At 56.1% G+C, this 26,739-nt stretch carries 23 protein-coding genes; 3 read left to right on the top strand and 20 right to left on the bottom strand.

Translation table 11 applies throughout. The annotated features are described in order from the left end of the window. Positions 1-4: 4 nt before the first annotated feature. From ACOOGA_RS02895 to ACOOGA_RS02920, 6 genes are all read right to left on the bottom strand, one after another. On the bottom strand, positions 5-520 hold the full coding sequence (locus ACOOGA_RS02895; RefSeq protein WP_417460211.1) for a hypothetical protein: 516 nt from the start codon (positions 518-520) through the stop codon (positions 5-7). Position 521: 1 nt separating this feature from the next. Further along, entirely contained in the window at positions 522-2,552 is a 2,031-nt protein-coding gene (locus ACOOGA_RS02900) for a hypothetical protein (RefSeq protein ID WP_417460213.1), read from the bottom strand. A 225-nt stretch (positions 2,553-2,777) separates the two neighbouring features. After that, positions 2,778-4,070, bottom strand: coding sequence for an adenylosuccinate synthase (locus tag ACOOGA_RS02905; protein ID WP_417460214.1), 1,293 nt, complete (start codon positions 4,068-4,070; stop codon positions 2,778-2,780). A gap of 38 nt (positions 4,071-4,108) precedes the next feature. Further along, entirely contained in the window at positions 4,109-5,284 is a 1,176-nt protein-coding gene (locus ACOOGA_RS02910) for an ATP phosphoribosyltransferase regulatory subunit (protein ID WP_417460215.1), read from the bottom strand. 35 nt (positions 5,285-5,319) lie between these two features. Then, the gene (gene serA, locus ACOOGA_RS02915) at positions 5,320-6,909 is read right to left on the bottom strand and encodes a phosphoglycerate dehydrogenase (protein WP_417460216.1); all 1,590 of its coding nucleotides are present in this window, start codon (positions 6,907-6,909) and stop codon (positions 5,320-5,322) included. A gap of 80 nt (positions 6,910-6,989) precedes the next feature. Further along, a complete protein-coding gene (locus ACOOGA_RS02920) occupies positions 6,990-8,147 on the bottom strand; it encodes a phosphoserine transaminase (protein WP_417460217.1) in 1,158 nt (385 codons plus the stop codon). Positions 8,148-8,425: 278 nt separating this feature from the next. On the opposite strand from ACOOGA_RS02920, the gene ACOOGA_RS02925 reads away from it, so the two are divergent. Beyond that, positions 8,426-8,995, top strand: a complete 570-nt coding sequence (locus ACOOGA_RS02925; RefSeq protein ID WP_417460218.1) for a hypothetical protein — start codon at positions 8,426-8,428, stop codon at positions 8,993-8,995. A gap of 5 nt (positions 8,996-9,000) precedes the next feature. Here ACOOGA_RS02925 and ACOOGA_RS02930 read toward each other — a convergent pair whose 3' ends face one another. The 12 genes from ACOOGA_RS02930 to pyrC form a co-directional block, all read right to left on the bottom strand. Further along, positions 9,001-9,813: a hypothetical protein gene (locus ACOOGA_RS02930; protein WP_417460219.1), complete on the bottom strand. Its 813-nt coding sequence runs from the start codon at positions 9,811-9,813 to the stop codon at positions 9,001-9,003. A gap of 3 nt (positions 9,814-9,816) precedes the next feature. Continuing rightward, positions 9,817-10,971, bottom strand: coding sequence for a serine hydrolase domain-containing protein (locus tag ACOOGA_RS02935; protein ID WP_417460220.1), 1,155 nt, complete (start codon positions 10,969-10,971; stop codon positions 9,817-9,819). Positions 10,972-10,994: 23 nt separating this feature from the next. Beyond that, the gene (locus ACOOGA_RS02940) at positions 10,995-11,762 is read right to left on the bottom strand and encodes an alpha/beta fold hydrolase (RefSeq protein WP_417460221.1); all 768 of its coding nucleotides are present in this window, start codon (positions 11,760-11,762) and stop codon (positions 10,995-10,997) included. Continuing rightward, positions 11,762-12,574 (bottom strand): bifunctional hydroxymethylpyrimidine kinase/phosphomethylpyrimidine kinase, encoded by an 813-nt coding sequence (thiD, locus tag ACOOGA_RS02945; RefSeq protein WP_417460222.1) that lies wholly within the window; start codon positions 12,572-12,574, stop codon positions 11,762-11,764. Before thiD ends, ACOOGA_RS02940 begins: the two co-directional genes overlap by 1 nt. Then, entirely contained in the window at positions 12,574-13,917 is a 1,344-nt protein-coding gene (gene glmM / locus ACOOGA_RS02950) for a phosphoglucosamine mutase (protein WP_417460223.1), read from the bottom strand. Before glmM ends, thiD begins: the two co-directional genes overlap by 1 nt. Positions 13,918-13,965: 48 nt before the next feature. Then, positions 13,966-15,093 carry a dihydropteroate synthase gene (folP, locus tag ACOOGA_RS02955; protein ID WP_420429456.1) on the bottom strand — a complete coding sequence of 376 codons (1,128 nt, stop codon included), beginning with the start codon at positions 15,091-15,093 and terminating at the stop codon, positions 13,966-13,968. Between the two features lie 6 nt (positions 15,094-15,099). After that, positions 15,100-17,010, bottom strand: coding sequence for an ATP-dependent zinc metalloprotease FtsH (ftsH, locus tag ACOOGA_RS02960; protein ID WP_417460225.1), 1,911 nt, complete (start codon positions 17,008-17,010; stop codon positions 15,100-15,102). 130 nt (positions 17,011-17,140) lie between these two features. Next, complete coding sequence (tilS, locus tag ACOOGA_RS02965) at positions 17,141-18,436, bottom strand: tRNA lysidine(34) synthetase TilS (protein WP_417460226.1); 1,296 nt, start codon at positions 18,434-18,436, stop codon at positions 17,141-17,143. 15 nt (positions 18,437-18,451) lie between these two features. After that, complete coding sequence (locus ACOOGA_RS02970) at positions 18,452-19,333, bottom strand: tetratricopeptide repeat protein (RefSeq protein WP_417460227.1); 882 nt, start codon at positions 19,331-19,333, stop codon at positions 18,452-18,454. A 148-nt stretch (positions 19,334-19,481) separates the two neighbouring features. Next, complete coding sequence (gene pal, locus ACOOGA_RS02975; RefSeq protein ID WP_417460228.1) at positions 19,482-20,042, bottom strand: peptidoglycan-associated lipoprotein Pal; 561 nt, start codon at positions 20,040-20,042, stop codon at positions 19,482-19,484. 219 nt (positions 20,043-20,261) lie between these two features. Continuing rightward, a complete protein-coding gene (locus ACOOGA_RS02980) occupies positions 20,262-20,900 on the bottom strand; it encodes a LysE family translocator (RefSeq protein ID WP_417460229.1) in 639 nt (212 codons plus the stop codon). A 20-nt stretch (positions 20,901-20,920) separates the two neighbouring features. Beyond that, positions 20,921-21,994 carry a dihydroorotase gene (gene pyrC / locus ACOOGA_RS02985; RefSeq protein ID WP_417460230.1) on the bottom strand — a complete coding sequence of 358 codons (1,074 nt, stop codon included), beginning with the start codon at positions 21,992-21,994 and terminating at the stop codon, positions 20,921-20,923. 144 nt (positions 21,995-22,138) lie between these two features. On the opposite strand from pyrC, the gene ACOOGA_RS02990 reads away from it, so the two are divergent. Further along, entirely contained in the window at positions 22,139-22,924 is a 786-nt protein-coding gene (locus ACOOGA_RS02990) for a YgfZ/GcvT domain-containing protein (protein WP_417460231.1), read from the top strand. Positions 22,925-22,962: 38 nt separating this feature from the next. Next, positions 22,963-23,085, top strand: a complete 123-nt coding sequence (locus tag ACOOGA_RS02995; RefSeq protein WP_417460232.1) for a hypothetical protein — start codon at positions 22,963-22,965, stop codon at positions 23,083-23,085. Here the strand turns inward: ACOOGA_RS02995 and ACOOGA_RS03000 are convergent. Continuing rightward, entirely contained in the window at positions 23,082-23,912 is an 831-nt protein-coding gene (locus ACOOGA_RS03000) for a phytanoyl-CoA dioxygenase family protein (RefSeq protein ID WP_417460233.1), read from the bottom strand. The two genes, ACOOGA_RS02995 and ACOOGA_RS03000, sit on opposite strands and share 4 nt — an antisense overlap. Before the next feature lie 78 nt (positions 23,913-23,990). After that, positions 23,991-26,651: a pyruvate, phosphate dikinase gene (gene ppdK / locus ACOOGA_RS03005; RefSeq protein ID WP_417460234.1), complete on the bottom strand. Its 2,661-nt coding sequence runs from the start codon at positions 26,649-26,651 to the stop codon at positions 23,991-23,993. Positions 26,652-26,739: the final 88 nt, after the last annotated feature.

Genomic DNA, 26,739 nt, shown 5'->3' on the forward strand with positions numbered 1-26,739 from the left:
AATGTCAGCCGCGTTTTCCTTTTGCCCAGTTTGGCTCTGGCGCGGGGTCGTTTTGGTCGCCTAACACATCGGGGCCCCAAACTTCGAGCAACGCCTGACGCTGCTGGGCAATGGTTTTAAGGCGTTCTTTTGCCATTGTTTGCAAAACCTGCGCGGCGATCATCGGTCCCACATAAATAAGCGCATAACCAATCGCGGCAGCGCCAAACATGGCCACCAGATTAATAGGGTTCGATACCACTTCGGCAAATTCACGTGGCCTGTTCCACACCTGCAACGCAAAAGGAATGATCCCTGCGATGTTGCAAAAGGCCACACACTGCAACTTCTGAGCCTTGTAAACACCCTTACCGGTGATGGAGAGCACGATCGAAGGCGCCAAACCAACCACAAACAGAACGGCAATCTGCCAGCTGAAAAGTGATATGAGGATAAGCCCAACCAGCAGAAGTGGCAGGAAACCATTAATTTCCTTTTGGGGGCGACGCCGCCGCATTTTCATTGGTTTTTTTGCAGCCACGTCAGCCTCCCGGCATGAAAGTTAGAAAGCCAATCAGCACCATCGCACCAAAGGCAACCCAGCGGCTACCCCGCAACCCTTTTGCCCGCGCGTCGTTATCTGTCGGCAATATCTTGCGGCTTAGCATAGCACGCTCTTTATCAAGCTTGCCCACAACGGTGCGGGCCTGCGAAAATTCGCGCGCATCTTCAGCCTGAATACGCACCATATTCACCTCGGTGGTCAGCTTGGAGATATCGCCACCCTTCTTCACCTTGTCGAGAAGAAGCTGCACACGTTCACGGCGTTTTTTATTCCGAAGGCCTTTCACGGCGGGCGCTAGGCCTTCAACAAGCTTTTCCGTAAGGCTTGGCAGCGATTCCAGCTTGAACCTGCGTTGCAGCATGCCAAAAAACTCAGCGGAAAGGCTATTAAAGCGCGGCGGATCATTTTGCGCAGCGGCAAGCTTGTTGAACTCACGCTCAAGGTCTGCGCCGTGTGCCGCGCAAAATGCGGCAACGTGGCGGTCCAGCAGCACGTTTTTACCGCCACCTGATGCCGCGAGACGATCAAGCGCCCGCATCATCTGTTTGATAGACCCTATCCAGACGTTGCTGAAACGTTGGCTGATGCAAGGCAAAATTGGGTTCAGTCCATAAAGCACCCGCTCCATGCCTCGGCCCAACTGTTTACTAGACCCGAAGCTCATGAACGGGCGCAAATCGCGTACCATTCCAAGGAACCTTGGGCTCCGTTCAGAACATATCTCGCCAAGCGCATTCAGGAAACGCTCATCCAGCAGGTCCAGAATTACTCCCATCATATCCCTGTCATCGCGCGCAAAAGCATCGGCGATCATGGATGGGAGGCCGTCCAGCATGACTGAATAGCCCTTATAGTGGATCGGGCCGGTTGGGTGCATGAACATGCAAACCCGTGTGACCATCTTGTAGTCATCCGGCCGTGTACCACCGATGCCTGCGTCGGAGGCCACATTAAGTACACTTTCAAGCCGTTCGCTCAAAATCTCATCTCGAAACGACAGTTGCACCCATGCGGGGAAGTCAAGCCTTTTCAGGAAGTTGGCGGCCTCTCTAGGGTCACGCGCAAACGCATCAGCCAGAAGGCGACGGTCCACGTATGCCACGCCTTTGAAGTTAGTTGGTCGGTTCATGGCCCAAGCCCGCATACTGGTGCGCTTGGGCCTCCCCACGCCTTCAAACCAGTCGAGCACATCTTCCGCGCCCCAACGTTCCTCAAGCTCATCCGCCATCAAACCACGCACAAGTGTGCCAAGCGCACCCGGGATATCGCGCCCGCCAGCTAACGCCCAGAAAGATCCCTGGTTTACCCGCGCCATCAACATGCTGTCACGGTCACGCCCACGCCACAACTGCTCTCCAAAATAGAGGCTCTGAAGGGCAGCACCAAGTTGATAGAAATCGCTGGCGGCATCGCCATTACCACGCGCAGTTTCGTGCGCCAGTGCAAACTCAAGCGATTCCAGCGAGAACGGCTGTTTATAGCCGGGCGGTGAGCTGTAGCACTCTCCGATACAAACCTCTTCGCTATCATTGGCAACAAAATAGATGTTTTCAGGCGTGATAGACCGATGTGTGAACCCGCGCTTGTGAAGGGCTGCGATGGCCTTCAGCGCAGACAGTACCACGCTCTGGCGCAAGCGGTTTGTATTAACGCGTGGGTTGACCTTGCCGTCTGGCCCAAAGAGCGCACCACCCGATGGCCGCTCAAATATCGTGACAAGGCGTTGGCGCCTGCCACCCGTGTCAATCGTCATCAATCCACGGTCTATCGGGTTGACCACATTGGCAACGGGGCGCGCCTTCAGGCTACGGTACACTTCGTTCCGCATCGGTACCGTAGGATGATGAATCAGTGCATAGATTTCTTTTCCGGGGCGTTCTTTATCGGTCGCTTTAAAAGCGTCGCCGCCATAGGTCGTGAACTCGGGGAGCGCTGCCGATGTATCCACGGCATACCGCTCACCAAAGGCACTTTGTCCTTCTGGAACTGGTGCGATATCACCGCTCAAGCGCACTTCCCCTTGTTCATCTTTACCTACTCGACGACATCTCACTGCCGCCAAGCACACCTTGTTAGCGTTTTAGCACTAAACCCTTATCCTTAACAAATTTGAATCATTCGTGAATATTTAGCAACCGGAAACAAAAAAAATGCCGCCTCTCCGGGGAGTTAGCGGCATTTTGCGATATTTTTAACACGGGGCTAGCGTCATCAAGCGCCCAAAACCGTGTGCTTAATCCTGGAACGGATCTCGAACAAGGATTGTATCATTACGTTCTGGGCTTGTAGAAAGAAGGGCCACCGGCACACCAATCAGCTCCTCAACGCGCTTCACATATTTCACGGCTGTTGCAGGAAGATCAGCCCAACTGCGCGCGCCAAAGGTGCTTTCCTGCCAACCTTCAAGGGTTTCATAAACCGGCTCCACAGCTGCCTGGTCTTCCATGCCATATGGCAGGTAATCGATCACCTCACCATTATGCTTGTAACCAACACAAACCTTGATCTCTTCAAGGCCGTCGAGCACATCAAGCTTGGTAAGCGCGATACCATCAACACCACCAATGGTCAGGCTTTGGCGCACCAGCACAGCGTCAAACCAGCCACAGCGGCGGGACCGACCGGTTACTGTGCCAAACTCGTGCCCGCGCTCACCAAGGCGCTGGCCAATCTCGTCGGTCAACTCTGTTGGGAACGGGCCAGAGCCCACACGTGTTGTGTAAGCCTTGGTGATACCAAGCACATAATCAAGCGAACGAGCGCCGAGGCCGGAACCACCTGCCGCCTGGCCTGCGATGGTGTTGGACGACGTTACAAACGGGTATGTGCCGTGATCAACGTCCAGCAACGTGCCCTGAGCACCCTCAAACAGGATGCGCTTGCCGCTTTTGCTGGCTTCGTCAAGCGTGCGCCACACGTTGGTCATGTATGGCAAAATCTGGCCAGCAAGCCCCATCAACTGGTCGGCGATTTCCTTGCCGTCGATCTCTTCGTGGCCAAGGCCACGACGCACAGCGTTATGGTGCGTGAGCGCCACATCAAGCCGGGCTTCAATCATCTCACGAGACTGCAGGTCACAAACGCGCAACGCACGGCGGCCAACCTTGTCTTCATAGGCAGGGCCAATACCGCGGCGCGTGGTCCCGATCTTGACGCCTTTGGTGGCATCTTCACGGATCGCATCAAGCTCCCGGTGGTACGGCATGATCAGCGTTGCGTTTGCTGCAATCTGGAAGCTGGCCGGGTCAATTTCAACGCCCTGACCGCGCAGCTTTTCCATCTCAGAAAGCAATGCCCATGGGTCAATCACCACACCGTTGCCGATGACACTGATTTTACCACCGCGCACGATGCCTGATGGCAGCAGCGACAGTTTGTAGACAGTACCGTCAACAACCAGTGTGTGGCCCGCGTTATGGCCACCCTGGAAGCGAACAACTACGTCCGCCCGTTCGGAAAGCCAATCGACGATTTTGCCTTTGCCTTCGTCGCCCCATTGCGAGCCGACAACAACGACGTTGCCCATGCGAAATCCCTTTCTTGGAATCTGTAAAAAACGAGCTTTTAAACGGCTCTGACCTGATCATCAAGCAAGATATGGCTGCAACCGAGGCGAACGGCCTCTTCTTGCGCGTCATCATGCTCAGCGAGCCCTTGAACGGTACGCCATCCCTCAGCGCGTAATTTAGCACCAACAGCGCCCTTAGTGCCATGCGGCAGAAAGATTTTTTGTGCGACCTCAAACGGCGGTAACGCCTTGAGAAGCGTATCAAGGTATACGGAGAAACCCGTGGCTTCTTCTTCGTGCCCATCGGGATGTGTCACAAGGTAACGTCCACCCCGGCCAAGCTCCCCCTCTCCGCCTTTGGAGAAAAGCGCGAATCCGATACCGGACTTATATTCAAACCCATGGCTTTCACATGGATCGATTGTTACCGAAAGCGCAGGCAAACGCTTGCCTATCATCGAAAGCAACCGCCCAAGGCGCGCGACCAGCTTACCGGTGTTGCCCTTAAGCTCAAGCCCGCGCAGTATCTCCACCGCACGCGCGCCAGCGCCCGCCGCGCCCAGAAGCGCTTCAAACTGTATCTTCGCGGGGCCCGTTAGCACCGCAAGCGCGCCAATGTCTTTGGCTTCAAGGGCTGCAAGCACCGTATCGCGCACATCACCCTCAAGCCGGTGTGCCTCCACCATCTGCGCCACAAGGGGCGCCACGGTAAGGTCAAGCGACAGCTCCGCAATGCCTACTGTCTCAAGCGCCTCAACCGCTAGCACGATCACCTCCAGCTCCGCCTCTAGGCTGGATGCGCCCACAAGCTCAACACCCGCCTGAATAAACTGGCGGGTGGGGCGAAGCTGGCTGCCTTTGGTGCGCAACACGTTACCAGTGTAAGCGAGCCGGAGTGGCCGTGGTGCATCAGCAAGGCGCGTAGCCGCCAGCCGTGCCATCTGGATGGTCATGTCGGCGCGAATCGCCATCATGCGCTGGGTATCCGGGTCCATCAGGCGGAACATCTGTTTCGCCCGTGTGGCGCCCGCGCCCACAAGCAGGCTATCTTCATATTCTACAAGAGGCGGAGAAACCCGGTCGTATCCATGAGAGAGGAAGCTGTCCATAAGTCCGCGTACAAGCGCCGCTTCCTGCTCAGCGCGCGGGCTAAGCTGGTCGCGAAATCCTTCTGGCAACAAAGCCTGGCGAGCATAAGCCGAGCCTGCGATCTGCCTTTTAGGACCATTCATGGGTCCGCTCCCTCTTCTCTCTATCTGGTCAAACTCTAGACACGTCCGTTAAAGGACAGTCGTTTTGCCTGCCGTACATGGGCGAGAGCAGCCACTTGGTCAAGAACAATATCCTTGAGCGGCTGATCAACAGCCACAAGTGCCACGGCTTCTTCGCCTTCAATGCGGCGACCAAGCGCAAACGTCGCGATATTGACGCCGTTATAGCCAAGGAGCGAGCCAAGCGCACCAATGAAGCCCGGTTTGTCATCGTTCACGACATAGAGCATGTTTGGTGCAAGTTCTGCCTCAAGGCGAACACCGCCAACTTCCACAATCCGTGGTGACCGGTCAGCAAACAATGTGCCCGATACGGTACGGGTGCGCTTCTCGGTTTCAACTGTCAGCTTGATCCCTGTGTGATAGTCGCCCTCACGGTCGTGTTTCACTTCCGTCACCTGAATGCCGCGGTCTTTTGCGATCACAGGCGCGTTGACCATATTCACGCTATCCATCAACGGTGACAGAAGCCCTTCAAGCACAACGGCTGTCAGCGGTTTGGTGTTGAGCGTCGCCACATGGCCTTCATACTCAATCACGATACGCTTGAGACCGTGCTCGGTAAGCTGGCCCGCAAAACCACCAATCTCTTCCGCGAGCTTCATATATGGCTGCAGCTTCGGCGCGTCTTCCGCGCTCACTGACGGCATGTTGAGCGCATTGGTCACGGCACCAGTAAGAAGGTAGTCTGCCATCTGCTCAGCCACCTGAAGCGCCACATTTACCTGGGCTTCAGTGGTGGATGCGCCAAGGTGCGGCGTACAGATCACATTCTCATGGCCAAACAGCGGGTTTTCGGTTGCGGGTTCAACTTCAAACACATCAAGCGCTGCGCCAGCAACCTTGCCACTATTGAGCGCTTCCAGAAGTGCTGCTTCGTCCACAAGGCCACCACGGGCACAGTTAACAATGCGCACGCCGTCTTTCATCTTCTTGAAGGCCTCAACGCCCACAACGCCGCGCGTCTGGTCGGTCAGCGGTGTGTGAAGCGTGATGATATCAGCCTTTGCGAACACATCATCCAGCTCAGCTTTGGTGACACCCAGATCCGCCGCACGCTCAGGCGCGAGGAACGGGTCAAAGGCGATAACTTTCATCTTCAAGCCAAGCGCACGCTCTGCCACCACAGAGCCGATGTTACCGCACCCGATAAGGCCAAGCGTTTTGCCTGTAAGCTCAACACCCATGAATTTGGATTTCTCCCACTTGCCAGCATGTGTTGACGCATTGGCCTGCGGGATCTGGCGGGCAAGCGCCATCATCATGGCAATGGCGTGCTCTGCTGTTGTGATGGAGTTACCAAACGGCGTGTTCATCACCACAACACCTGAGTTGGTGGCGGCAGGCACATCAATGTTGTCAACACCGATACCCGCGCGGCCAATCACCTTCAGGTTCGGCGCGGCAGCAAGCACTTTTGGTGTTACTTTGGTGGATGACCGGACAGCAAGACCATCATAGATACCAATGATCTTGAGGAGCTCGTCTTTATCTAGGCCCGGCTTATAGTCAACTTCAACGCCCGCATCCTTAAACGTCTTTTCCGCAAGGGGGCTCATTTTATCGGAAATCAGCACCTTAGGCATGATCATTCCTTCTCTGAATTTCTGGCTTTTGAAATGTGAGGGCCAAGCGCGCGGCCCTCAGGTATCGCTATGGCGTGCACTTAAGCGTGCGCGGCTTTCACCTCTGCGTAGGCCCAATCAAGCCATGCTGTGAGTGCGGACAGGTCTTCAGCTTCCACGGTGGCACCAGCCCATATCCGGAGGCCGGGAGGCGCATCACGGTAGGCACCGATGTCATAGGCCACACCTTCACCGTCAAGAAGTGCCGCAAGCTTTTTCGGCACGCCCGCCTGTGCATCAGCATCAAGTGCCGAGAACCATGGGTCCACAACCTTGAGGCACACACTGGTGTTGGACCGTGTCGCCACGTCAGTGGCCAGGAAATCAACCCAGTCGGTTTTCTCAACCCAGTCGGCCAACACCTTGAGGTTGGCTTCCGATTTGGAAATCAACCCCTTGAGGCCACCAATACCATCTGCCCACTCAAGCGCGTCGATATAATCTTCAACGCACAGCATGGAAGGCGTGTTGATGGTTTCACCCACAAAGATGCCTTCAATCAACTTGCCGCCCTTGGTGAGACGGAAGATTTTGGGAAGCGGCCACGCGGGCGTATAGCTTTCCAGCCGTTCAACTGCACGCGGGGAAAGGATAAGCATGCCGTGGGCTGCTTCACCGCCCAGTACCTTCTGCCAGCTGTATGTCACGACATCGAGCTTCTCGAACGGCAGGTCCATCGCGAATGCCGCGGAGGTGGCATCACATATCGTCAGGCCCTTGCGGTCATCTGCAATCCAGTCTGCCGCAGGCACTTTCACGCCTGATGTTGTACCGTTCCAGGTGAAAACAACGTCGTGGTCGGGGTCTACAGCGTCCAGGTCTGGCAATTCGCCGTATGGCGCGTCAAACACACGGACTTTCTCAAGCTTGAGCTGCTTGGCTACGTCTGTCACCCAGCCTGCACCAAAACTTTCCCATGCCAGCATATCGACAGGCCGTGCGCCCAGAAGGGACCACAAGGCCATTTCAACAGCGCCAGTGTCGGATGCAGGCACGATGCCGATGCGGTAGTCCGCAGGCACACCCAGAATTTCACGAGTTTTATCGATGGCGTACTTAAGCTTGGCTTTGCCAGGCTTTGCACGATGAGAGCGCCCGAGCGGGGCGTCTTTAAGTGCGTCCACACTCCAACCGGGACGCTTCGCACACGGGCCAGAGCTAAACTCCGGACGCCGAGGCGCAACAGTAGGCTTCGTCATGTCTCTATCCTTCCAGATAGCAAGCGCCTCGTTGGGGAGGCGTGTCCCAAAAAATGAATGCTGACCTCACAGACAACTGCTTCCCAGTTGGGGGAAGTACCGGGGACGGAAACTATAGAAAGCGTGGATAGAGTCAATGAAAGATTTGTATCTATAGGGAGAAGTTTTTGTAACGAAATTACGTGTGGCGCGAAGGGCAATTCGGCGCCAGCCGTAGAACCTCATATTCAACATAAAATTTGCCCGAGCAGCAAAAGTCACGACGCGAGGAACCTTTAATGCCTTTCCAGAAAACCCTCTTTATTATCGTCTCAACCGCGCTGGTTCTAACAGCCTGTGCGAACCGGGGGTCTGATGGCCCCCGAGGGCCCGGCGGCAGACCAGATATGGAGATGGACCCTGCAAAAATGGAAGCGCGGCGCGAAGAGATGCGAACGCGTTTTCTGACCAAATGGGACTATAATGAAGACGGCGCCGTTACCTGTGATGATATCACCCTCTCCCGCAGCCGCCTCTTTCGGCTTTTGGACGAAAACAAGGATGGGCTTTTAGTCTCAGGTGAATATCGCCATGCCAAGTTTGAGGATAAATCCTTCCTGTTTTACGATTTCCTTGGCTTGGATAAAAACGGTGATGGCGGCATCGGTGTAGACGAGCTTATTGCCGTCCCCCACAGCCAGTTCCAAAGCATGGATGATGATGGTGATTGCACCATCTCGCCGCGTGAGATGATGGCCTCGATGCGAGAGGCTCGAATGGACGGCGGGCGCGGCGGTGAGAGGCGCGGCGAAAAGGGTGGTCGTGGTGGCAGGGGCGGCAAAGGCGGCGGCAGGGGCGAACCGCTTTAACGGTGTCAGCCCTCAAGCATCCATTCAGCAGACGTGCCTTTGAGCACAGCCCTGACTTCGTCGATATTCTCGACAAAGCTGTCCAGACTACCAGGGCGCAGCTTGGTTTGGTCGGTCTTCAGGTTTTCAAAGCCCTTAAGGCGCAGCGCACCTTCAAGGCTTATAGCTGCTTCAGTCGAGAGGGCTTCACCTGCTGCATCAAAAAGGGTTTCGTAATCAAGGCTGATGGCACCCGGGAAGAGCTTCTCAAAACCATCAAGGCGGTTTTCCACACGCTGGCGCCACTCAAGTGACTTCTTCAGCTTCTGGACATCAACGGCAAGCTTCGGTAGTGCAGGACGTTCACCAGTGGTGTGCCAGACACCGCTTTTCTCGGCAGTCAGGCGCGAGAGGTGCGCCCGCAAAAGGTTTCGCCGCCGCAAAAAGAGCACGGTCCCGCCACGGTCTTTGACGAAGTCCAGAAGCGCGGGTTTTGTCTCCAGCCCCTTGTCGTACCCTTCAAAATGATGAAGTTGGCTGAGTTTCACGTCCAGTATGACCCGAGGCTTGGGCACGCACACACTCACATGGGCGAGGTAGGCCTCAAACCGCTCTCTCGCCCGTTCGGGCTGAATAAGGGAAGGCTCATCCGCCACCGCTTTCTCAAGCCAGTTGAAATAGTAGGCGGGGTGGCCAGCGTAGGCATCGCCAAACACTTCACCAAGATAGGCGCAATCTGGGTGCTTATTAAGAAGGCCCGCGAGCGCGCCGGTGCCCGACCGCTGCCGCGCGAACAGGAATATGACCTTCTGGCCCCCTATGTCGCCCCCCGCGCCCATACCCTATCGCGCTGCTTTCGCGGCTTTGTTGGCTTCGTCCCGGCTTTCAAACGCCATGTCCCAAAAGCTGGCGGAAAGCCGGTCGATGGACCTTGTTTGCGCGTTCATCAGCATCACAAAGCCAATGTCCATATCTTTCGAGTATGAGATAAACGCACGGTAGCCACGCACGGCGCCAGAGTGCAGCACCACATCATCATCGCCAAACGAATAGATGCGCCAGCCAAGGCCATAATAGGCGTCTGAAATATGCCGCCGCCACGACCTGCGGTTCAGCTCCCGCGTGGTACGCACTTCCTTGGTGGTCACAGACTTCAGAAGTTCCGGTGAGAGAACGCGGGATTTATGCCCCATCTGCGCCCGCACCCATTTTGCCATATCTTCAATGCTGGCGTTCACGCCCGCGGCCGGTGACACCCGGTAATAGTTTGGTTCAACCAGCACCCTGATCCAGCCGTCGCGCCGCGTGAACACATGCGGCTCCGCCCGGTTTGCTGTTGAAAGAAAGCTTTCCAAACCCACGGAAGCATGATCCATATCCAGCGGCTCCAACAAGCGCTTTGACACCAGCGGCCCATAGGTTTCACCCGTGCTTTGTGCAATCACCGGCTCAATGAGGCTAAAAAGGATATTCTGGTAGCCGTAACATTCGCCCGGCTTGCACATGGCCCCAAGCTGGTCAAACCGCGGGATAATCTTCTCAAGCCCCCAGTCGTCTTCGAGCATATTGTCATAGGCGTTGGGCGTGATGCCTGAGCTGTGGCTGAGGAGGTGACGCACCGTAAGCCCCGACGCATGCCCGGCTGTTTTGAACTTCAGGTTCGGCACATAATCAAGCACGGGCGCATCAAGGCTGAACTTGCCTTCTGCCGCCAATATGGCCGCCAGTTCGCCTGCAAAAGTTTTGGAAACAGAGGCGAGGCGAAACACCGTAGCACTGTTGACCGGCAATTCAGCGTCCACGGCCCGGCTGCCCATGGTCTTGAGCGCCACAACGCGGCCACCTTTCACCACGGCATAAGCCGCACCGGGTATCTTGTTCTTCTCAACTTCCGCTTTGAAGTCTTCCCCAAAAGCAGCAATGAAAGCGTCATCCTCCGCCCCCCATACAGGCGCGGAGAGGAGAACCGAGATTAAACTGAACAACAAGATACGCATAAGATGGTCAATACTCTGATAATCTAGAGGTTATTACTGAGGAAGCGCGCTGTAAGCCGCGCCACCAGGTCTGGTTTTTCTGCGTGAAGCCAATGCCCTGTGCCCTCTACAATACGCACTTCAGCCTTGGGGAAGAGCGCGAGGATGGTTTCACGGTGTTTGGGCAGAATATAGTCTGAGTTCCCACCCTTGAGGAAAAGCACAGGCACATCTGAAGGTTCCCCCTCATTGCCCTTAATGATATTCGCGTAACAGCTTTCAATGGCATCAAGGCCAATGCGCCACGCGCCTTTGCCGCCATCCCCCCGCCGCCAGTTGGTCAGCAGGAAGGAGAGCACATCCCCCTCCTCAACATAAGGCGCAAGGATATCTTCTGCGTCCGCCCGGCTCACGGCCTCACTATCCGCCACAGCACGCAGGCCTTCAAGGATGCGGCTATGGTGATGGCCATATTGAACCGGCGCGATATCCGCCACCACCATATGGTCAACGCGCTCTGGCGCATCAAGCGCGAGCTGCATTGCGGTTTTACCGCCCATGGAATGGCCAAACACATGCGCGCACTCAAGCCCGAGCTTATCCATCGCCTCAACCACGTCTGCCGCCATCAAGGGGTAACTCATGGTGTCAGTGTGCGGGCTGCGGCCATGGTTCCTGAGGTCGAGGCTTATCACGCGGTAGTCAGCTTCCAGGTTCCGCGCAATGCCGCCAAGGTTATCGGCTGAGCCAAAAAGCCCGTGCAGCAGCAAAAGCGGCTCCCCTTCCCCGCGTTCGCGTGTAAAAAGCTCCATCAGTCCCGCTCCAGTCGCACACGGGCATGGCCAAGCGGCCCGTGCCCTTCCCCAAAGCCAGGGGCTGCTTTTATGGCGGCGTGCACAAAGGCGTGGGCGCCTTCAAACGCTTCCTCAAGAGACTTGCCCGCCGCCAGCAGGGTTGCCATAGCGCTTGCAAGCGAACAGCCGGTACCGTGGGTGTGGCGAGTGTCAATACGGTCACTTGAGATCACGCATTCGCCCTTCAGGCTCACAAGAAAATCGCTCACCTGCGCGCCAGGCATATGCCCGCCCTTCAGAAGCACAGCCTCAGCCCCCGTATCAAGGAGCGCATATGCCGCTGTTTTCATATCCTCAAGGCTGCCGATCTTCCGGCCCGTTAATATCTCCGCTTCCGGGATATTGGGGGTCACAAGGCTCGCGTGCGCGATCAGGGTTTTGAGTGCATCAACTGCATCATCTTGCAAGAGCTTGCTGCCAGACGTCGCCACCATCACTGGGTCAACGACCAAATCGCCGCCAAAGGCCACGTCATCGATCACCGCGAGCACGGTCTCAATCACCGCCCGGTCATGCAGCATGCCGGTCTTGATCGCGTCCGCGCCGATGTCTGAAAGCACCGTGCGCATCTGCGCTGCCACCACACCGGGCGGCATGGCTTCCACACCGCTCACGCCCATGGTGTTCTGCACTGTCACAGCCGTAATGGCCGTGGCCGCATAACCGCCCAGCATGGTCACTGTTTTGATATCTGCCTGTATACCGGCACCGCCCGAGCTGTCTGAGCCCGCAACGATCAAAACCCTGCCCATGGTGGAGGTGTTTGTCATTATGCCGCCGCCTCAATCTCGCTACAGATAGCGTCAACAAGGGCTGTGATCTTGCCTTCGTCATCGCCTTCCGCCATCACGCGGATCAGCGGTTCGGTGCCTGATTTGCGGATCACCAGCCGCCCGGAACCATTGAGCGCCTGCTCAGCCGCCTCAATAGACGCCTTCACCGAAGCGGTGCCAAGCGGGTCCCCGCCTGAGTAGCGCACATTTTTAAGAAGCTGCGGCACGGGTTCAAACTGCCTGCATGCTTCAGACGCTGGCTTGCCGGATTGCTGAATTTCCGTGATCACCTGTAGGCCTGCAACAAGGCCGTCTCCGGTGGTGGCAAAATCACTAAGCACGATATGGCCAGACTGCTCGCCGCCCACATTCATGCCTGTTTTGCGCATATGCTCCACCACATAACGATCCCCCACCTTGGTGCGCACAAGGGAAAGGCCCTCGCCTGTCAGCAAGCGTTCAAGCCCCAGGTTGGACATCACTGTGGTTACAAGTCCACCACCACGCAACACACCGCGCTGGTGCCAGTTGCGGGTGATCAGCGCCATAATCTGGTCACCGTCCACAATCTGCCCGCGCTCGTCACACAGAATCAACCGATCTGCGTCACCATCAAGCGCGATGCCTAGGTCGGCGCCATGCGCCACCACCTGCTCGCACATGGCCTGCGGATGAGTGGAGCCACATTTATCATTGATATTGAAGCCGTTGGGCGAAACACCGATCGAGATGACGTCTGCGCCAAGCTCCCACAGCACCGTGGGCGCCACTTTATAGGCAGCACCGTTGGCGCAATCGACCACGATTTTAAGCCCCTCGAACGTCAGGCCGTTTGGCACCGTCGCTTTCGCGAACTCAACGTAACGACCGCTGGCATCCTCAAGCCGTGTTGCCCGGCCCAGCTCTTCAGACGGTACCAGCGCGTCAAACACGCCGTTATCGACCATATGTTCAATCTCAAGCTCTTTTTTGTCAGAAAGCTTGAAACCGTCCGGGCCAAAAAACTTGATGCCATTGTCATAGTGAGGGTTGTGGCTCGCGGAGATCATCACACCCAAATCCGCACGTAGGGATTTCACCAGCATGGCAATCGCGGGCGTCGGCATTGGACCCACCATGATCACATCCATGCCTGCGGCAACAAAACCGGCCGCGAGTGCAGGTTCGTACATATAGCCAGAGCGGCGTGTATCCTTGCCAATCACCACCCGGTGCACATGGTCGCCACGAATAAACGACCGGCCAGCAGCCAGTCCAACACGCATGGCAACATCAGGCGTCATAAAGCCCTCGTTCACCCGGCCACGCATGCCGTCAGTGCCAAAATATTTACGGCTCATATTGCCTTCCCCAACAACAGATAAAAATATGCCTAAATTGTAGCGACTTCAGAGCTGTCCGTCCATGATTGCGGCATCATGAAATGCCTGTACCAGCTTGAACGCCTGTGATGTCTCAGCAACGTCATGCACACGGACAATTTGTGCCCCCAGCTCCACCCCCCTCAGCGCTGCGGTTAATGATCCCGGCATCCGCCGGGAAGCATCCTCTTCGCCTGTAATCGCGCCAATAAACCGCTTGCGCGAGGCGCCCAGAAGCACCGGGCACCCGAGGGTAAGGAAAAGCGGCAGCCCTGTAATAAGGGCGAGGTTATCCTGCACCACACGCTTACCAAAACCTATGCCTGGGTCCATAATAAGGCGGGTGCGGTCAATACCTGCAAGCTCGCATGCCTGAATGCGCGCTGCCAGATAATCATAAACCTCGTAAAGTACGTGCCCATAGTTTGGGTTGTCCTGCATGGTTTCCGGCGTGCCTTGGGAATGCATCAGCACAACAGGCGCAGCGCTTTTGGCAGCAACACCGAGGCTATCACCGTCATACTCAAGGGCGGAAACATCATTGATGATATGCGCGCCGGCACCGAGTGCCTTTTCCATCACAAATGAATGTCGGGTATCGACAGACAGCGGAATGCCGTCAGATTGCAGCGCTTCGATGACGGGCACCACGCGTTCAGCTTCATCGCCCTCCCATACAGGTTTGGCACCGGGCCGTGTGCTCTCACCGCCAATATCAATGATATCAGCGCCCTCCGCAATCATGCGCCGGGCGTGCTGGATCGCTGCATTTGTATCAAGAAACTTGCCACCGTCTGAGAAACTATCGGGCGTCACGTTCAAAACACCCATGATGCGGGGTTTGGTGAAGGCAAACGGCATATCGCGGCCCGGCAGTGCCATATTAGGCCGTGGTGCTTCAAGCGCGGCCCGCTGAGCATGCAGCTCAGCCCGCAACCCGGAAGGCATCTGCTCCATAACCGCATCTAGCTCTGCAGCGGGCACGTGCTGTTGCCATATAAGGTCGCCACCGTCCCTGACCACAAGCTTTGCAGCCAGAAAACGAAGCCCCGGCACCGCTGTGCGCAGGCCCTCAATACCACCCCAAACGGAACCGACGGGCACAAGATATGCTCTTGCCCCGTCGGAGATGTTTTCTAAGTCAAAGACTGTCACCAGCTTTTAGCCTTCCGGCTGTGGTTCACCGTGGCCAAGGCCCGTTGTTGGCACCGTGCTTGGTGCTGTCGGCGGAACAGTTGGCTCATTGTCCTTGCGTTTTGGCTGCACGCGGATCGGCTCGCCCCTCAGAAGGGTTTTGATCTCGTCGCCTGAGAGCGTCTCATACTCGAGAAGCGCGCCCGCGAGTGTGTGCAGGTCATCGATGTTTTCATTGAGGATGTCTGTCGCACGTTTGTTGGCATTTTCAACAAACGCTTTGATTTCCTCATCGATCAGCTTGGCTGTGGCACCAGAAACATTTTGCTGACGCGCGACCGAGTGACCAAGGAACACTTCTTCCTCATTAGCCGCATACTGAAGCGGGCCAAGCTTGTCAGACATGCCCCAGCGGGTAACCATGTTCCGTGCAAGGTTGGTGGCGTACTGGATGTCGCTCGAGGCGCCCGATGTCACTTTTTCGTGCCCGAAGATAACCTCTTCCGCAACACGGCCACCCATGGCAATCGCCAGGTTGTCGTGCATCTTCTCACGGCTTTGGGAATATTCGTCCCGCTCAGGTAGGCGCATCACCATGCCAAGGGCACGACCACGCGGAATGATAGTCGCCTTATGGATCGGATCAGACGACTTGCAGTGCAGCGACACAAGGGCGTGGCCGCCTTCGTGGTAGGCCGTCAGCTTCTTCTCGTCTTCCGTCATCACCATAGAGCGGCGCTCGGAGCCCATCATCACCTTGTCTTTTGCTGCTTCAAACTCGGCCATCGCTACAATTTTCTTGCCGCGACGCGCCGCCAGAAGGGCTGCTTCGTTCACAAGGTTCATCAGGTCAGCACCAGAGAAGCCCGGCGTACCGCGCGCAATGGTGTTGATATCCACGTCCGGCGCCAGCGGCACTTTCTTGACGTGAACGCCAAGGATTTTCTCCCGGCCGTTGATGTCCGGGTTCGGCACAACAACCTGACGGTCAAATCGGCCCGGACGCAACAGCGCAGGGTCAAGCACGTCAGGGCGGTTGGTTGCAGCAAGGATAATGATACCCTCATTCGCTTCAAAACCGTCCATCTCAACCAGAAGCTGGTTCAGGGTCTGCTCGCGTTCATCGTTACCACCGCCAAGACCGGCACCACGATGACGGCCAACGGCGTCAATCTCATCGATAAAGATGATGCAAGGTGCGTTTTTCTTGGCTTGTTCAAACATATCGCGTACGCGGCTCGCGCCAACGCCCACGAACATTTCAACAAAGTCCGAACCCGAAATGGTGAAGAAAGGTACATTTGCCTCGCCAGCAATTGCGCGGGCAAGCAATGTTTTACCTGTACCGGGAGGGCCTACGAGAAGCGCACCTTTAGGGATTTTACCACCAAGACGCTGAAATTTTTGTGGGTCTTTCAAAAAGTCCACAATCTCTTCAAGCTCTTCTTTGGCTTCTTCAATACCTGCAACATCGTCAAATGTGACGCGGCCTTGCTTCTCGGTCAGCAGGCGCGCACGGCTTTTACCAAAGCCCATGGCGCCACCACCACCGGAGCGGCCCTGCATCTGACGCATGAAGAAAATCCACACACCAATAAGCAACAGGAACGGCAGCCACGAAATGAGCGCGCCCATCAGGAAACCTTCATCCGGCTTTTTAACCGTAAGGCTTACATTGTGTTCCTTGAGCGTACGATACAGTTCGTCGTCATAGCGTGGTGCTATTACGTGGAACTCGTCACCGGTTGTGAAAACGCCGTTCAGGTCCTGATCTTGCTGTTCAACCTGCGCGACCTTGTTTTGCTCAACCGCTTCAATAAATTGACTGTACGCAAGTTCAGGCACTTTCGCAGCGCCGCCTTGGAACATGTTGAAAAGCGCAACAAGAAGCAGGATGATCAACACCCAAACCAGCGCATTCCGCATAAATCCGTTCACTTTTTTGCCTTTCTAACGCTGCCGCCCGTACTGAGGGCCACAGCCGCATTATATGCACTATCCCCTTGGAATGCTTCCCCAAGAGATAAGCCTCCCCGCAAAAGGTGCAAGAGGCCAAATGCCACCGGGCTTATTTTTTCGACCGGATGAGCGTTTTCCGCGACAGGTGTAGTGCAGCATCACTCAGCTCACTATAGCCCATATGCGGAAGCGCCCGCAATTGCCCGCGCTGAAAAACCGCAGGCAAGCCGAGCCGGACGGCATAGGGAATAGGTGTCTCACGCACTTCTGGCCATTTTGTGACGGCCACTTGCCACCCGGCTTCCCCAAGCCCGCCGATTTCGAGGGCTGTAGTAGCACCATCCACCGAAATTTCAAACCGCTTATCCCATATTTGGTAGGCAGTAAGGCTCAGACGTTGGCTGCATGCCGCTGGTTCGCGGCAAATCAGCACCCTGCCTTCCGCGGCGGGCAGGAATTGAACACCGTGGAGGGTCGCACCGGTAAAACCTTCTGTGCGCAGATCAGCAAGCAAACGCTCCATTTTTTCCATGCGCGGAACATAGTCGCCCCCCGCAAACGCGCGGCAAAGTGATGCTATGCCCCTGAGGACGATATCTTCCGGTGCGGCGGCAAGCTGGCTTTTGTCCAAAAGCAGATAGCCGGGCTCTTCTTCCCCTACCGCGCTGGCAAGCCATTCGCGTTCATAATATTCCAGCGCATCGCGGCTGCGGCGCAGGCGTTTGGCTGTCTCTGCCAGCCGTTCACTTGAAAACCCTTCAAGAGGTGGACTTTTAAGGAACTCACGGATTTTAACCCGGTCAAATTCCGTGTTGCTGTTGCTGGGGTCCTCAGCCCACTCAAGCCCCTCTGCACGCAGATAATTAACCAGCGCCGCCTTGGGCACATCCAGAAGCGGGCGGATGAGTGTAACATCTGGCACGCCCGGTACCGGGGCTGTCATGCTCATGGCGGCAAGGCCATAAACCCCGCTTCCGCGCGCGAGGCGCATCAGCAATGTTTCAGCCTGATCATCCCGGTGGTGGGCTGTGAGAAGGTAAGAAACCCGGTTCGCCACACACCACTGCCCAAGGAGGCGATAGCGCGCCACACGTGCCTCGGCCTGAATATTGCTGTGAGGCTTGGTTTCCTGCCACTTAAGGGCAAAATGCGGGACGCCACACCTGTGCATGATTTCCGCCACATTTTCGACCTCAAATACAGCTTCAGATCGCAAACCGTGGTCAACCGAAAGGGCAACAATATCGACCTGTTTGTGAAGCAGAAGTGCGAGGGCAAGACTGTCTGCGCCGCCGGAGACTGCAACCGCCAGCCGGGCACCTTCCGGCACATGGCAAGCCCGAAGCGAATCTTTCAGCGCGCTAATTAGTGCGACAGAATAGTGAGCTTCAGGCTTGGCCATCATCTTGATTCCAAAAGCTTAACTGCAACCGGCTTTCTCAGCAGTACGGGCGGCGCGGGCCTTCAGGCGGTCATTTGCCTGCGCGTCGCTGCGACGAAATTCAGCCAGCGCATTACAGGCGTCCGATGCACTATCAAGTGCTATCAGCACGTCCGCCAGGTCTACCAGCGCATCCACACGTTTCTCATGGTTGGGGTGTTCTTCAATCAGCGCAAGCAGTTGCTGTGCGGCTTGTGGCATACGCCCTTTCAGCAGGTGAATGCGTCCAAGCCAGAATTTGGCGCTGCCTACACGGTCGTCTCCCGGATTTGCTTTCAGGAACATTTCCATCGCCGTGAAACCGCTATCGAGGTCGTTTTGGCGAATGAATTCAAACGCATAGCGGTATTGTTCGGCGGCGCCCCCTGCGGGCAGTTCAATCGTCGGCTTAGCGGGTGTTGTTGCAGTCGGTGTGTCAGTAGCTGGCGCAGTAGCCAAGCCACTGTTGTTTGGTGTGCTTCCCGCAGGCTGCGCCGGGTTAACGCCTTGCGGGCGCGAGGCTTGCGCCTGAGCGGCTTCCTGGCGTTGCAGGTCAAGCTCCTTGCGCAGCATTTCCATCGCCTGATCTTGCTGACGCAGGCGATATTCAAGTTCTTCAATCTTGCCGGTAAGAGACCGCATCTGGCGTTCCATCGTGCCCATCTTGGCAACCATGTCCGCAAGCGCCGCGTTATCAGAACCGCCTTGCATTGGTACAGCGCCCGCGCTCGTTTGCCCGCCGCGCAACCTGTTTTCCTGCGCAATCATCTCGCGCTCAAGCCGCTCAACCTTGAGAGCAAGCTCCGCCCTGCTTTGTGCGCCTGCGGGAACCGTCCCCATAGTCATGGCCAAAAAGAGAGTGATCAAAATCGCTTTTTTCATATGCCGTCTCCTTCCCCTTGGGGCTTTGTTGGTATCAACAGCCAGTTCACCAACACCTTCAGGGTGTACTCAACAAATCCGGTAAAAAAAGGGCCCCGCCCCGGATACCCGGGCACGGGGCCACATGTCCATTATGCGCCGTCAGTGTTTACTGAACGACCAAAACCCCACGGCGGTTCTGACTCCAGGTGCTTTCACCGTTGCCAACAACTGCAGGGCGCTCTTTACCATAAGAAATGGTGTTGAGGCGTGATGCAGGAATACCGCGTGCGATCAGATAATTTTTAACAGCCGTTGCACGACGCTCACCAAGGGCAAGGTTGTACTCACGGGTACCGCGCTCATCGCAGTGACCTTCCACAGCAATCGACACGCGCGGGAACCGCTCGAGCCAGCGAACCTGCTTTGCAAGTGTCATGCGGGCTTCGTCTGTCAGTTCAGAGCTGTCATATGGGAAGAACACACGGTCACCAGCATAAGCTGTAAGGCTTGCCTGGTTCGGGCTGCCCATCGCCTGCGCGTCAAGCTCTTCAGCTGACAACTCAGGAGTGGAAGGCTGATCCGGCTGGCCGGAAGACATGGAATCTTCAGTTTCAACCACCGGCGGAGCTGTATCCTCAGGGGGTGTATCTTTAGATGAACATGCTGCCAGCATGAGTGCGACAGCAGAAATTACGGCAATATTCTTGCCCAGGCGCTTGGACGTCATTTTCGCTCCCTCCAACGGAATGGGTTCCCCCGGATTACATACATTACACGCAACCGGCCCAAAGATTCCTCTCAGGCAGGTCGCGCTTGTTCGCGGCAACTATAGAACGCGAATTTCGGATGATCAAGCAATCAAAATACGGCAAATGTTTGTTCTGTCGTGAATTTTTCGTGAACAGGGGCTCCCAACGACATATCGGGGGCATATCCGGCCTTATGGTTAAAATTTAAGCCAAATGCTCAAAATTGCTCCCAAAGCGAAAAGCCCGATAAGTGCGGCCGAGAAATGATTGATTATGCTGAGGAATTTGTCGTTGACCTTATCACGCAGGTAACGTCCGATGCCCACAAGCGTCGCCCACCAGAGGCTTGAGCCTAAAAATACACCAGCAATCAATGCGATAGCATCAGAGTGAACATATCCGCCATCGCCACCAAGGTCACCGATGCCCGCAAGCGCATAAAGCCCCAGAAAGCCGAAAAACACGCCGGGGTTGGTTAGCGTAAGCACAAGGGACGCGAGCATACCACGCTTAACCCCACCCTCTTGTGGAGTCTGGTCGATATGTGGATGGCTACGCCAGATTCGAATAGCAAAGATAATCATTATGGTCGCGCCGATCAGCTTCAGCTCGGTATCGAAACTGTCGATCACACTGAGGAATGCCTTGAGCCCCAAGGCAGCGAGCCCAGCATAAAAAGCATCACCCGCGGCGGCACCAAGGCCAATCATGAAACCATCTCGCGCGCGACCAAAAAGGCTGCGGCGCAGGCATATGATGTTTACAGGGCCAACGGGCGCCGATAGGGCAAAACCGAAAGCCAGCCCCCACAGCACATATCCAATCTCGTCAATCACTATATGTTCAGCCTCATGGCTTACTCAGCCTTGTCCTGAATGCCCGCAAAACGCCATGCAAGTGTTTCTCCCGCATGGAACGGCGCGATTCGCAGGCCGGGGGCTTCAAGCAGCTCAGGCACAACCGTGTCCTCACGCTCCAACACCACGTAACGCTCATTGAGTGGCAAGCCGTAGAAATTCGGGCCACTTTCAGACGCAAAAGCCTCTAGGTGCTCAAGCGCGCCTTCTTCCTCAAAGGTCTTGGCATAGCTTTCAAGCGCGTATGGCGCGTTGAATATGCCCGCGCAGCCACAAGCGGTTTCCTTGCGTTCCACAGTATGCGGTGCGGAATCAGTGCCAAGGAAAAATTTTGGCGAGCCAGACGTTGCCGCTGCGCGCAGCGCCAACCGGTGCTGTTCGCGCTTAATAACCGGTAGGCAATAGAAATGCGGTTTGATACCGCCTACCAGCATGGCATTTCGGTTATGCACAAGGTGTTGCGGCGTGATCGTGGCGCCAACATTTGGCCCGCACGCCTCAACAAACGCGGCGGCCTCAGCCGTAGTGATATGCTCAAAAACAATCTTCAGCTCAGGGAAATCCGCCACCACTTGCGCCATCGTGCGCTCAATAAACACGGCTTCCCGGTCGAAAATATCTACGTCATGGTCCGTGACCTCACCGTGCACCAGAAACGGCATGCCGATACGCTGCATGGCCTCCAGCACGGGGTAGACATTTTTGATATCGCTTACCCCGTGAGCCGAATTGGTGGTCGCATTTGCGGGATATAATTTGCATGCGGTAAACACACCGGTGGTGAAACCGCCTTCAACCTCCTCAGCTTCAATCGAATCTGTCAGATAACATGTCATCAGCGGCGTGAAATCAAGCCCTTCAGGCACTGCCTTAAGAATGCGCTCCCGGTAGGCCTCACCTGCCGCAACGGTCGTGACCGGTGGTGTCAGGTTTGGCATCACAATCGCGCGCGCGAACTGCCGCGCGGTATAGCCCACCACTGCGTCCAGCATCTCTCCGTCACGCAGGTGTACATGCCAATCATCCGGTTGGCGGATCACAAGGCGGTTCGGGCTGGCGGCTGTGGGTATCATTTGGTCAACTCTGTCTTTGGAACATAAATTTTGTGTCCGCAGTTGTAACGGGCTTGGGGCGCGCTTACAACTTGAAAGCCGTCGCCGCATCGCCATCTTTATGGTCACCGTGACAAACCCATAACCACGTGACAAGGAAGTTTCATGACAGTCGCAATGCTCAAGCTCAATACCCGTGCCGTTCTCCGCCTTTCCGGCAGCGAGGCGCGCCCGTTCCTGCAAGGCCTTGTGACAAACGATGTTATGAAAGCGAGTGAAGATCATGCGGTTTATGCTGGCCTGCTCACACCTCAGGGCAAATTCCTCTTTGATATGATTGTGGTTGCAACCGGCGATGACCTGTTGCTGGACGTGGAAGCTCCGCGGAAGCCAGACCTTATACGGCGCCTGATGATGTATAAGCTACGCGCGGACGTCACCATCACCGATGAAATCGACCTCAGCGTATGGGTATCGTTTGAGCAGCCATCAGGCACCGGCACATCGTATCAGGACCCACGCCACGAAAGCCTTGGCTGGCGTTTGATGACAGACACAGCCCCAGAAGACACCTCGCTTTCCCTTGATGCTTATGAAGAAAGGCGCCTTTCCCTTGGTGTGCCGGACAGCAGCCGGGATATGGAAGTCGAGAAATATTTCTGGCTGGAGACTGATGCCGAACGCCTGCACGGCGTATCATTCACCAAAGGTTGTTTTGTTGGCCAGGAACTGACCGCGCGCATGAAGCACCGCACGGCGCTGAAGAAAAAGTTGGTGGCGGTTAAGGCAGATGGTGGTTCTCTGTCTTCCGGGCAGAAACTCGAGACGGCAGACGGCAAAAACGCTGGTGAAATTCGCACCACAGACGGCACCCACGGCATCGCTTATTTACGGCTTGAATTTAGCGATACTTCCCTTAATGCTGATGGTGCGCCTGTTCAGCTTGCCTAGCGGAACATAACAGGGACCAGACAAAACGGGGGGAAGACATGACCAAATCTAAAAAGCAGCGCGAAAAAGAGGCAAACTCGGCGCATGAGCGCAATAACCTGATCACGCTTGGGCTGGTTGTCGCGGCAATTCTGATCACGTTTTTTGTGCTTGCTGGTTAAGCCGTCGGCAAGGTCTTTTGCGGGTGAAAGCCACCTGCATGCCCCATGAAGGGCGGGTGGATATTATAGCCAAGAAGCTCCTGCATCACCGTGGGCATCTCCGCGACCGTTTCTTTCGGGATAGAGAGGAAGAAGTTTTCCTGCGTACGGGCCCATGACGCGCAATATTGCGGGAAAAGCCCGAGGCGGGCACCTTCGGTTTTATTGCCCCCCGCACGGTGCCAAAGGTTGCCAAGGAATATCAGCACCGAACCACGCGGCATCTCAGCCCTGATAATCTCTGCATTTTCCGGCGAATGCCAGCCATCTCCCTGCCCGGGTTCATGCCGGTGAAAAGCATCCTGCAGTTCAAGCACGCCTTCGGGTTTTTCACCCTCGCCCCATTTATGGCTATGGGGAATAAGCTCCGTCGCACCATTCTCGGCGGTGAAATCATCCATCGCCCAAATGGTACCAACCGAGAACGCCTGCCGTGGGCGCGGAAGGGGATAGAAGCCGTCATCCACATGAAAGGCCTGCGGTTGTTCGCCCGGCAATACATTTGCGGCCAGCGCGGCGGTGACCAAGCAATCATCCCATAAAAGCGGTTTGATGATTTGCATCAGGTCGTCATGCATGAAAAACGGCCACAAGGCGGGGCCATATTTAGGCAGGCTGTAGATACGCTGGGTTTTAAAACCCTCGAACTGGTTCCTGCCCGTGCGCTGTTCGGCAAAAATGGGGTCAAGAATGTCACGCGCGGCCTGCACGCCGTCCTCGGGCATCAGGTTTTCAATGATGAAATACCCGCGATCCTTGATCGTCTCGATAATATTCTGATGGTCCATACTCGCCTCCCCGTATGGAGGTGAGATTAGAGCGTGCTAGCCAAAAGAAAAGCCCCGCTTGGAGCGGGGCTTTGATCTTTAGTCCTTGAGGGCTGCTTGCGCTGCCGCCAGCCGCGCGATTGGCACCCGGTAAGGCGAGCAGGACACATAATCAAGCCCCGTCCGGTGGCAGAACTCCACGCTCGCAGGGTCGCCGCCGTGTTCACCGCAAATGCCGAGCTTCAGGTCAGGCTTGGTGGAACGTCCCCGTTCCGCGCCAATCTGCACCAGTTCACCAACACCTTCCTGATCGATGGAAACAAAGGGGTCCTGGGCGAAAATGTCCTGCTTCACATATTGGTCAAGGAAGCGGCCTGCATCGTCCCGGCTGATGCCGATAGTGGTTTGGGTGAGGTCGTTGGTACCAAAACTGAAGAAATCAGCCGCAACAGCAATATGGTCAGCCCTCAAACAAGCGCGTGGCAGCTCGATCATTGTACCAACAAGATACTCAACCCTATGGTCCTGCTCGGTAAATACCTCTTCCGCTACTGCTTCAACATGGCGGCGCAACGTTTCAAGCTCCGCCCGTGTTGCTACAAGCGGAATCATGATCTCTGGCACAACGGTTTCACCGCCTTCTTTTTCAACCGCGATAGCGGCCTCAAAGATAGCGCGAGCCTGCATCTCGTAGATCTCAGGGTATGTGATGCCAAGGCGGCAACCACGGTGGCCCAGCATCGGGTTAAACTCGTGCAGTTCCGCAGCGCGGCGTTGCAGCGTTTTCACGTCAGCCCCGATTGACTTGGCCACATCTTCAAACTCGTCTTCCTCGCGCGGCAAAAACTCATGCAGCGGCGGGTCAAGCAAGCGAATGGTGACGGGAAGCCCACGCATGATCTTGAAAATCTCTTCAAAATCGCTGCGCTGCATCGGCAACAGTTTGGCAAGTGCCGCACGGCGGCCGTCAATTTCTTCCGCGAGAATCATCTCCCGCACGGCAATGATGCGTTCGCCTTCAAAGAACATATGCTCGGTGCGGCAAAGGCCAATGCCTTCCGCGCCGAACTCGCGCGCGGTGCGGGTATCATGCGGGGTATCGGCGTTGGTGCGCACCTTGAGCTTGCGGTAACGATCCGCCCAGACCATCAGCGTGCCAAAATCGCCTGCGAGCTCAGGCTGCAGGGTTTTCACTTCACCAATCATCACTTCGCCCGACGCGCCGTCGATGGTGATCCAGTCACCTTCTTTGACTTCGCGGCCGGTGGCCGTCATGACGCCAGCCTTGCTATCGATACGGAGCTGACCCGCACCAGAGACACAAGGGCGACCCATGCCGCGCGCCACGACAGCAGCGTGGCTTGTCATGCCTCCACGGGCGGTCAGGATGCCTTTGGCGGCGTGCATGCCGTGAATGTCTTCCGGGCTTGTTTCAATCCGGCAAAGGATGACAGCTTTGCCTTCCTTGGCTAGCGCTTCTGCGGTGTCTGCATCGAACACGACCTCCCCTGCAGCTGCGCCCGGTGACGCCGGTAAACCACGGGTGAAGATATCACGCGGCGCATCTGGGTCGAGTGTTGGGTGCAAAAGCTGGTCTAACGCGCTTGGTTCAACCCGAAGCACAGCGGTTTTTTCGTCGATCAGGCCTTCATCTGCCATATCAACAGCAATTTTAAGCGCTGCCTTGGCGGTACGTTTCCCGGCGCGGGTTTGCAGCATCCAAAGCTTGCCGCGCTGCACGGTAAACTCAATGTCCTGCATGTCGCGGTAGTGGCGCTCAAGTTTATCAAAAACATCTGCAAGCTGCGTGAACACCTCCGGCATGCTCTCTTCCATTGAAGGTGCCGTAGCGCCCGCAGCTTCGCGCGATGCTTTGGTGAGGTTCTGCGGCGTACGAATACCCGCCACAACATCTTCACCCTGCGCGTCGATCAGGTACTCACCATAATATTCATTCGCGCCCGTGGACGGGTCGCGGGTGAAAGCAACGCCGGTTGCCGACGTATCGCCCATGTTGCCAAACACCATGGCCTGCACGTTAACGGCCGTGCCCCAGTCTTCCGGGATATTGTTGATTTTGCGGTATACTTTCGCGCGGTCAATCTGCCAGCTTGAGAACACGGCGCCAATTGCACCCCAAAGCTGCTCCTTGGCATCTTGCGGGAACGGACGACCAAGCTCTTCTTCGGTTTTGGTTTTGAACTGGCTTGCGATTTCCTGCCAGTCATCAGCGTCAAGCTCGGTATCGAGGTCAACGCCCTTCTCTTCCTTGTGAAGCTCGATCAACTCCTCAAAGTGATAATGGTCAACGCCCAGCACCACGTCTGAATACATCTGAATAAAGCGGCGGTAGCTATCCCATGCGAAACGCGCATTACCGCTTTGTTTGGCCAGGCCTTCAACTGTTTTGTCGTTAAGGCCAAGGTTGAGGACTGTGTCCATCATGCCAGGCATGGAAACCCGGGCACCAGAGCGAACAGAAACCAGAAGCGGGTTTTCTTCATCGCCAAACTTAGCACCTACGCTTTTTTCAATGGCAACGATAGCCTGATTAACTTCGCTCTCAAGCGTATCAGGGTACGAATGGCCGTTGGCGTAATAATATGTGCAGACCTCGGTGGTGATGGTCAGACCCGGCGGAACCGGAAGACCCAGCGAGGCCATTTCCGCCAGGTTGGCACCTTTGCCACCCAGCAGGTTTTTCATATCGGTGCGCCCTTCAGCAGCACCGTCGCCAAATCGATATACCCATTTGCTCATGTTAAGCAGTCCTTTACCGCACCACTTAGTCCCCTTGGTGGCGCTGAGTTAGGTCTTTAAACTGGGCCGTTGTGTTTTCTGTTGGTCC

The sequence above is a fragment of the Kordiimonas sp. genome (assembly GCF_965216265.1).
Taxonomy (GTDB): Bacteria; Pseudomonadota; Alphaproteobacteria; order Sphingomonadales; family Kordiimonadaceae; genus Kordiimonas.

Bases quoted from the DNA above. Each gene is read 5' to 3' on its own strand.
- ACOOGA_RS02995 (WP_417460232.1), top strand. From the start codon at position 22,963: ATGACCAAATCTAAAAAGCAGCGCGAAAAAGAGGCAAACTCGGCGCAT.
- ACOOGA_RS02925 (WP_417460218.1), top strand. From the start codon at position 8,426: ATGCCTTTCCAGAAAACCCTCTTTATTATCGTCTCAACCGCGCTGGTT.
- ACOOGA_RS02910 (WP_417460215.1), bottom strand. From the start codon at position 5,284: ATGAATGGTCCTAAAAGGCAGATCGCAGGCTCGGCTTATGCTCGCCAG.
- ACOOGA_RS02930 (WP_417460219.1), bottom strand. From the start codon at position 9,813: ATGGGCGCGGGGGGCGACATAGGGGGCCAGAAGGTCATATTCCTGTTC.
- tilS (WP_417460226.1), bottom strand. From the start codon at position 18,436: ATGATGGCCAAGCCTGAAGCTCACTATTCTGTCGCACTAATTAGCGCG.
- thiD (WP_417460222.1), bottom strand. From the start codon at position 12,574: ATGACAAACACCTCCACCATGGGCAGGGTTTTGATCGTTGCGGGCTCA.
- pal (WP_417460228.1), bottom strand. From the start codon at position 20,042: ATGACGTCCAAGCGCCTGGGCAAGAATATTGCCGTAATTTCTGCTGTC.
- serA (WP_417460216.1), bottom strand. From the start codon at position 6,909: ATGCCTAAGGTGCTGATTTCCGATAAAATGAGCCCCCTTGCGGAAAAG.
- ACOOGA_RS02990 (WP_417460231.1), top strand. From the start codon at position 22,139: ATGACAGTCGCAATGCTCAAGCTCAATACCCGTGCCGTTCTCCGCCTT.
- pyrC (WP_417460230.1), bottom strand. From the start codon at position 21,994: ATGATACCCACAGCCGCCAGCCCGAACCGCCTTGTGATCCGCCAACCG.
- ppdK (WP_417460234.1), bottom strand. From the start codon at position 26,651: ATGAGCAAATGGGTATATCGATTTGGCGACGGTGCTGCTGAAGGGCGC.
- ACOOGA_RS02920 (WP_417460217.1), bottom strand. From the start codon at position 8,147: ATGACGAAGCCTACTGTTGCGCCTCGGCGTCCGGAGTTTAGCTCTGGC.
- ACOOGA_RS03000 (WP_417460233.1), bottom strand. From the start codon at position 23,912: ATGGACCATCAGAATATTATCGAGACGATCAAGGATCGCGGGTATTTC.
- glmM (WP_417460223.1), bottom strand. From the start codon at position 13,917: ATGAGCCGTAAATATTTTGGCACTGACGGCATGCGTGGCCGGGTGAAC.
- ACOOGA_RS02935 (WP_417460220.1), bottom strand. From the start codon at position 10,971: ATGCGTATCTTGTTGTTCAGTTTAATCTCGGTTCTCCTCTCCGCGCCT.
- ACOOGA_RS02940 (WP_417460221.1), bottom strand. From the start codon at position 11,762: ATGGAGCTTTTTACACGCGAACGCGGGGAAGGGGAGCCGCTTTTGCTG.
- ACOOGA_RS02970 (WP_417460227.1), bottom strand. From the start codon at position 19,333: ATGAAAAAAGCGATTTTGATCACTCTCTTTTTGGCCATGACTATGGGG.
- ACOOGA_RS02905 (WP_417460214.1), bottom strand. From the start codon at position 4,070: ATGGGCAACGTCGTTGTTGTCGGCTCGCAATGGGGCGACGAAGGCAAA.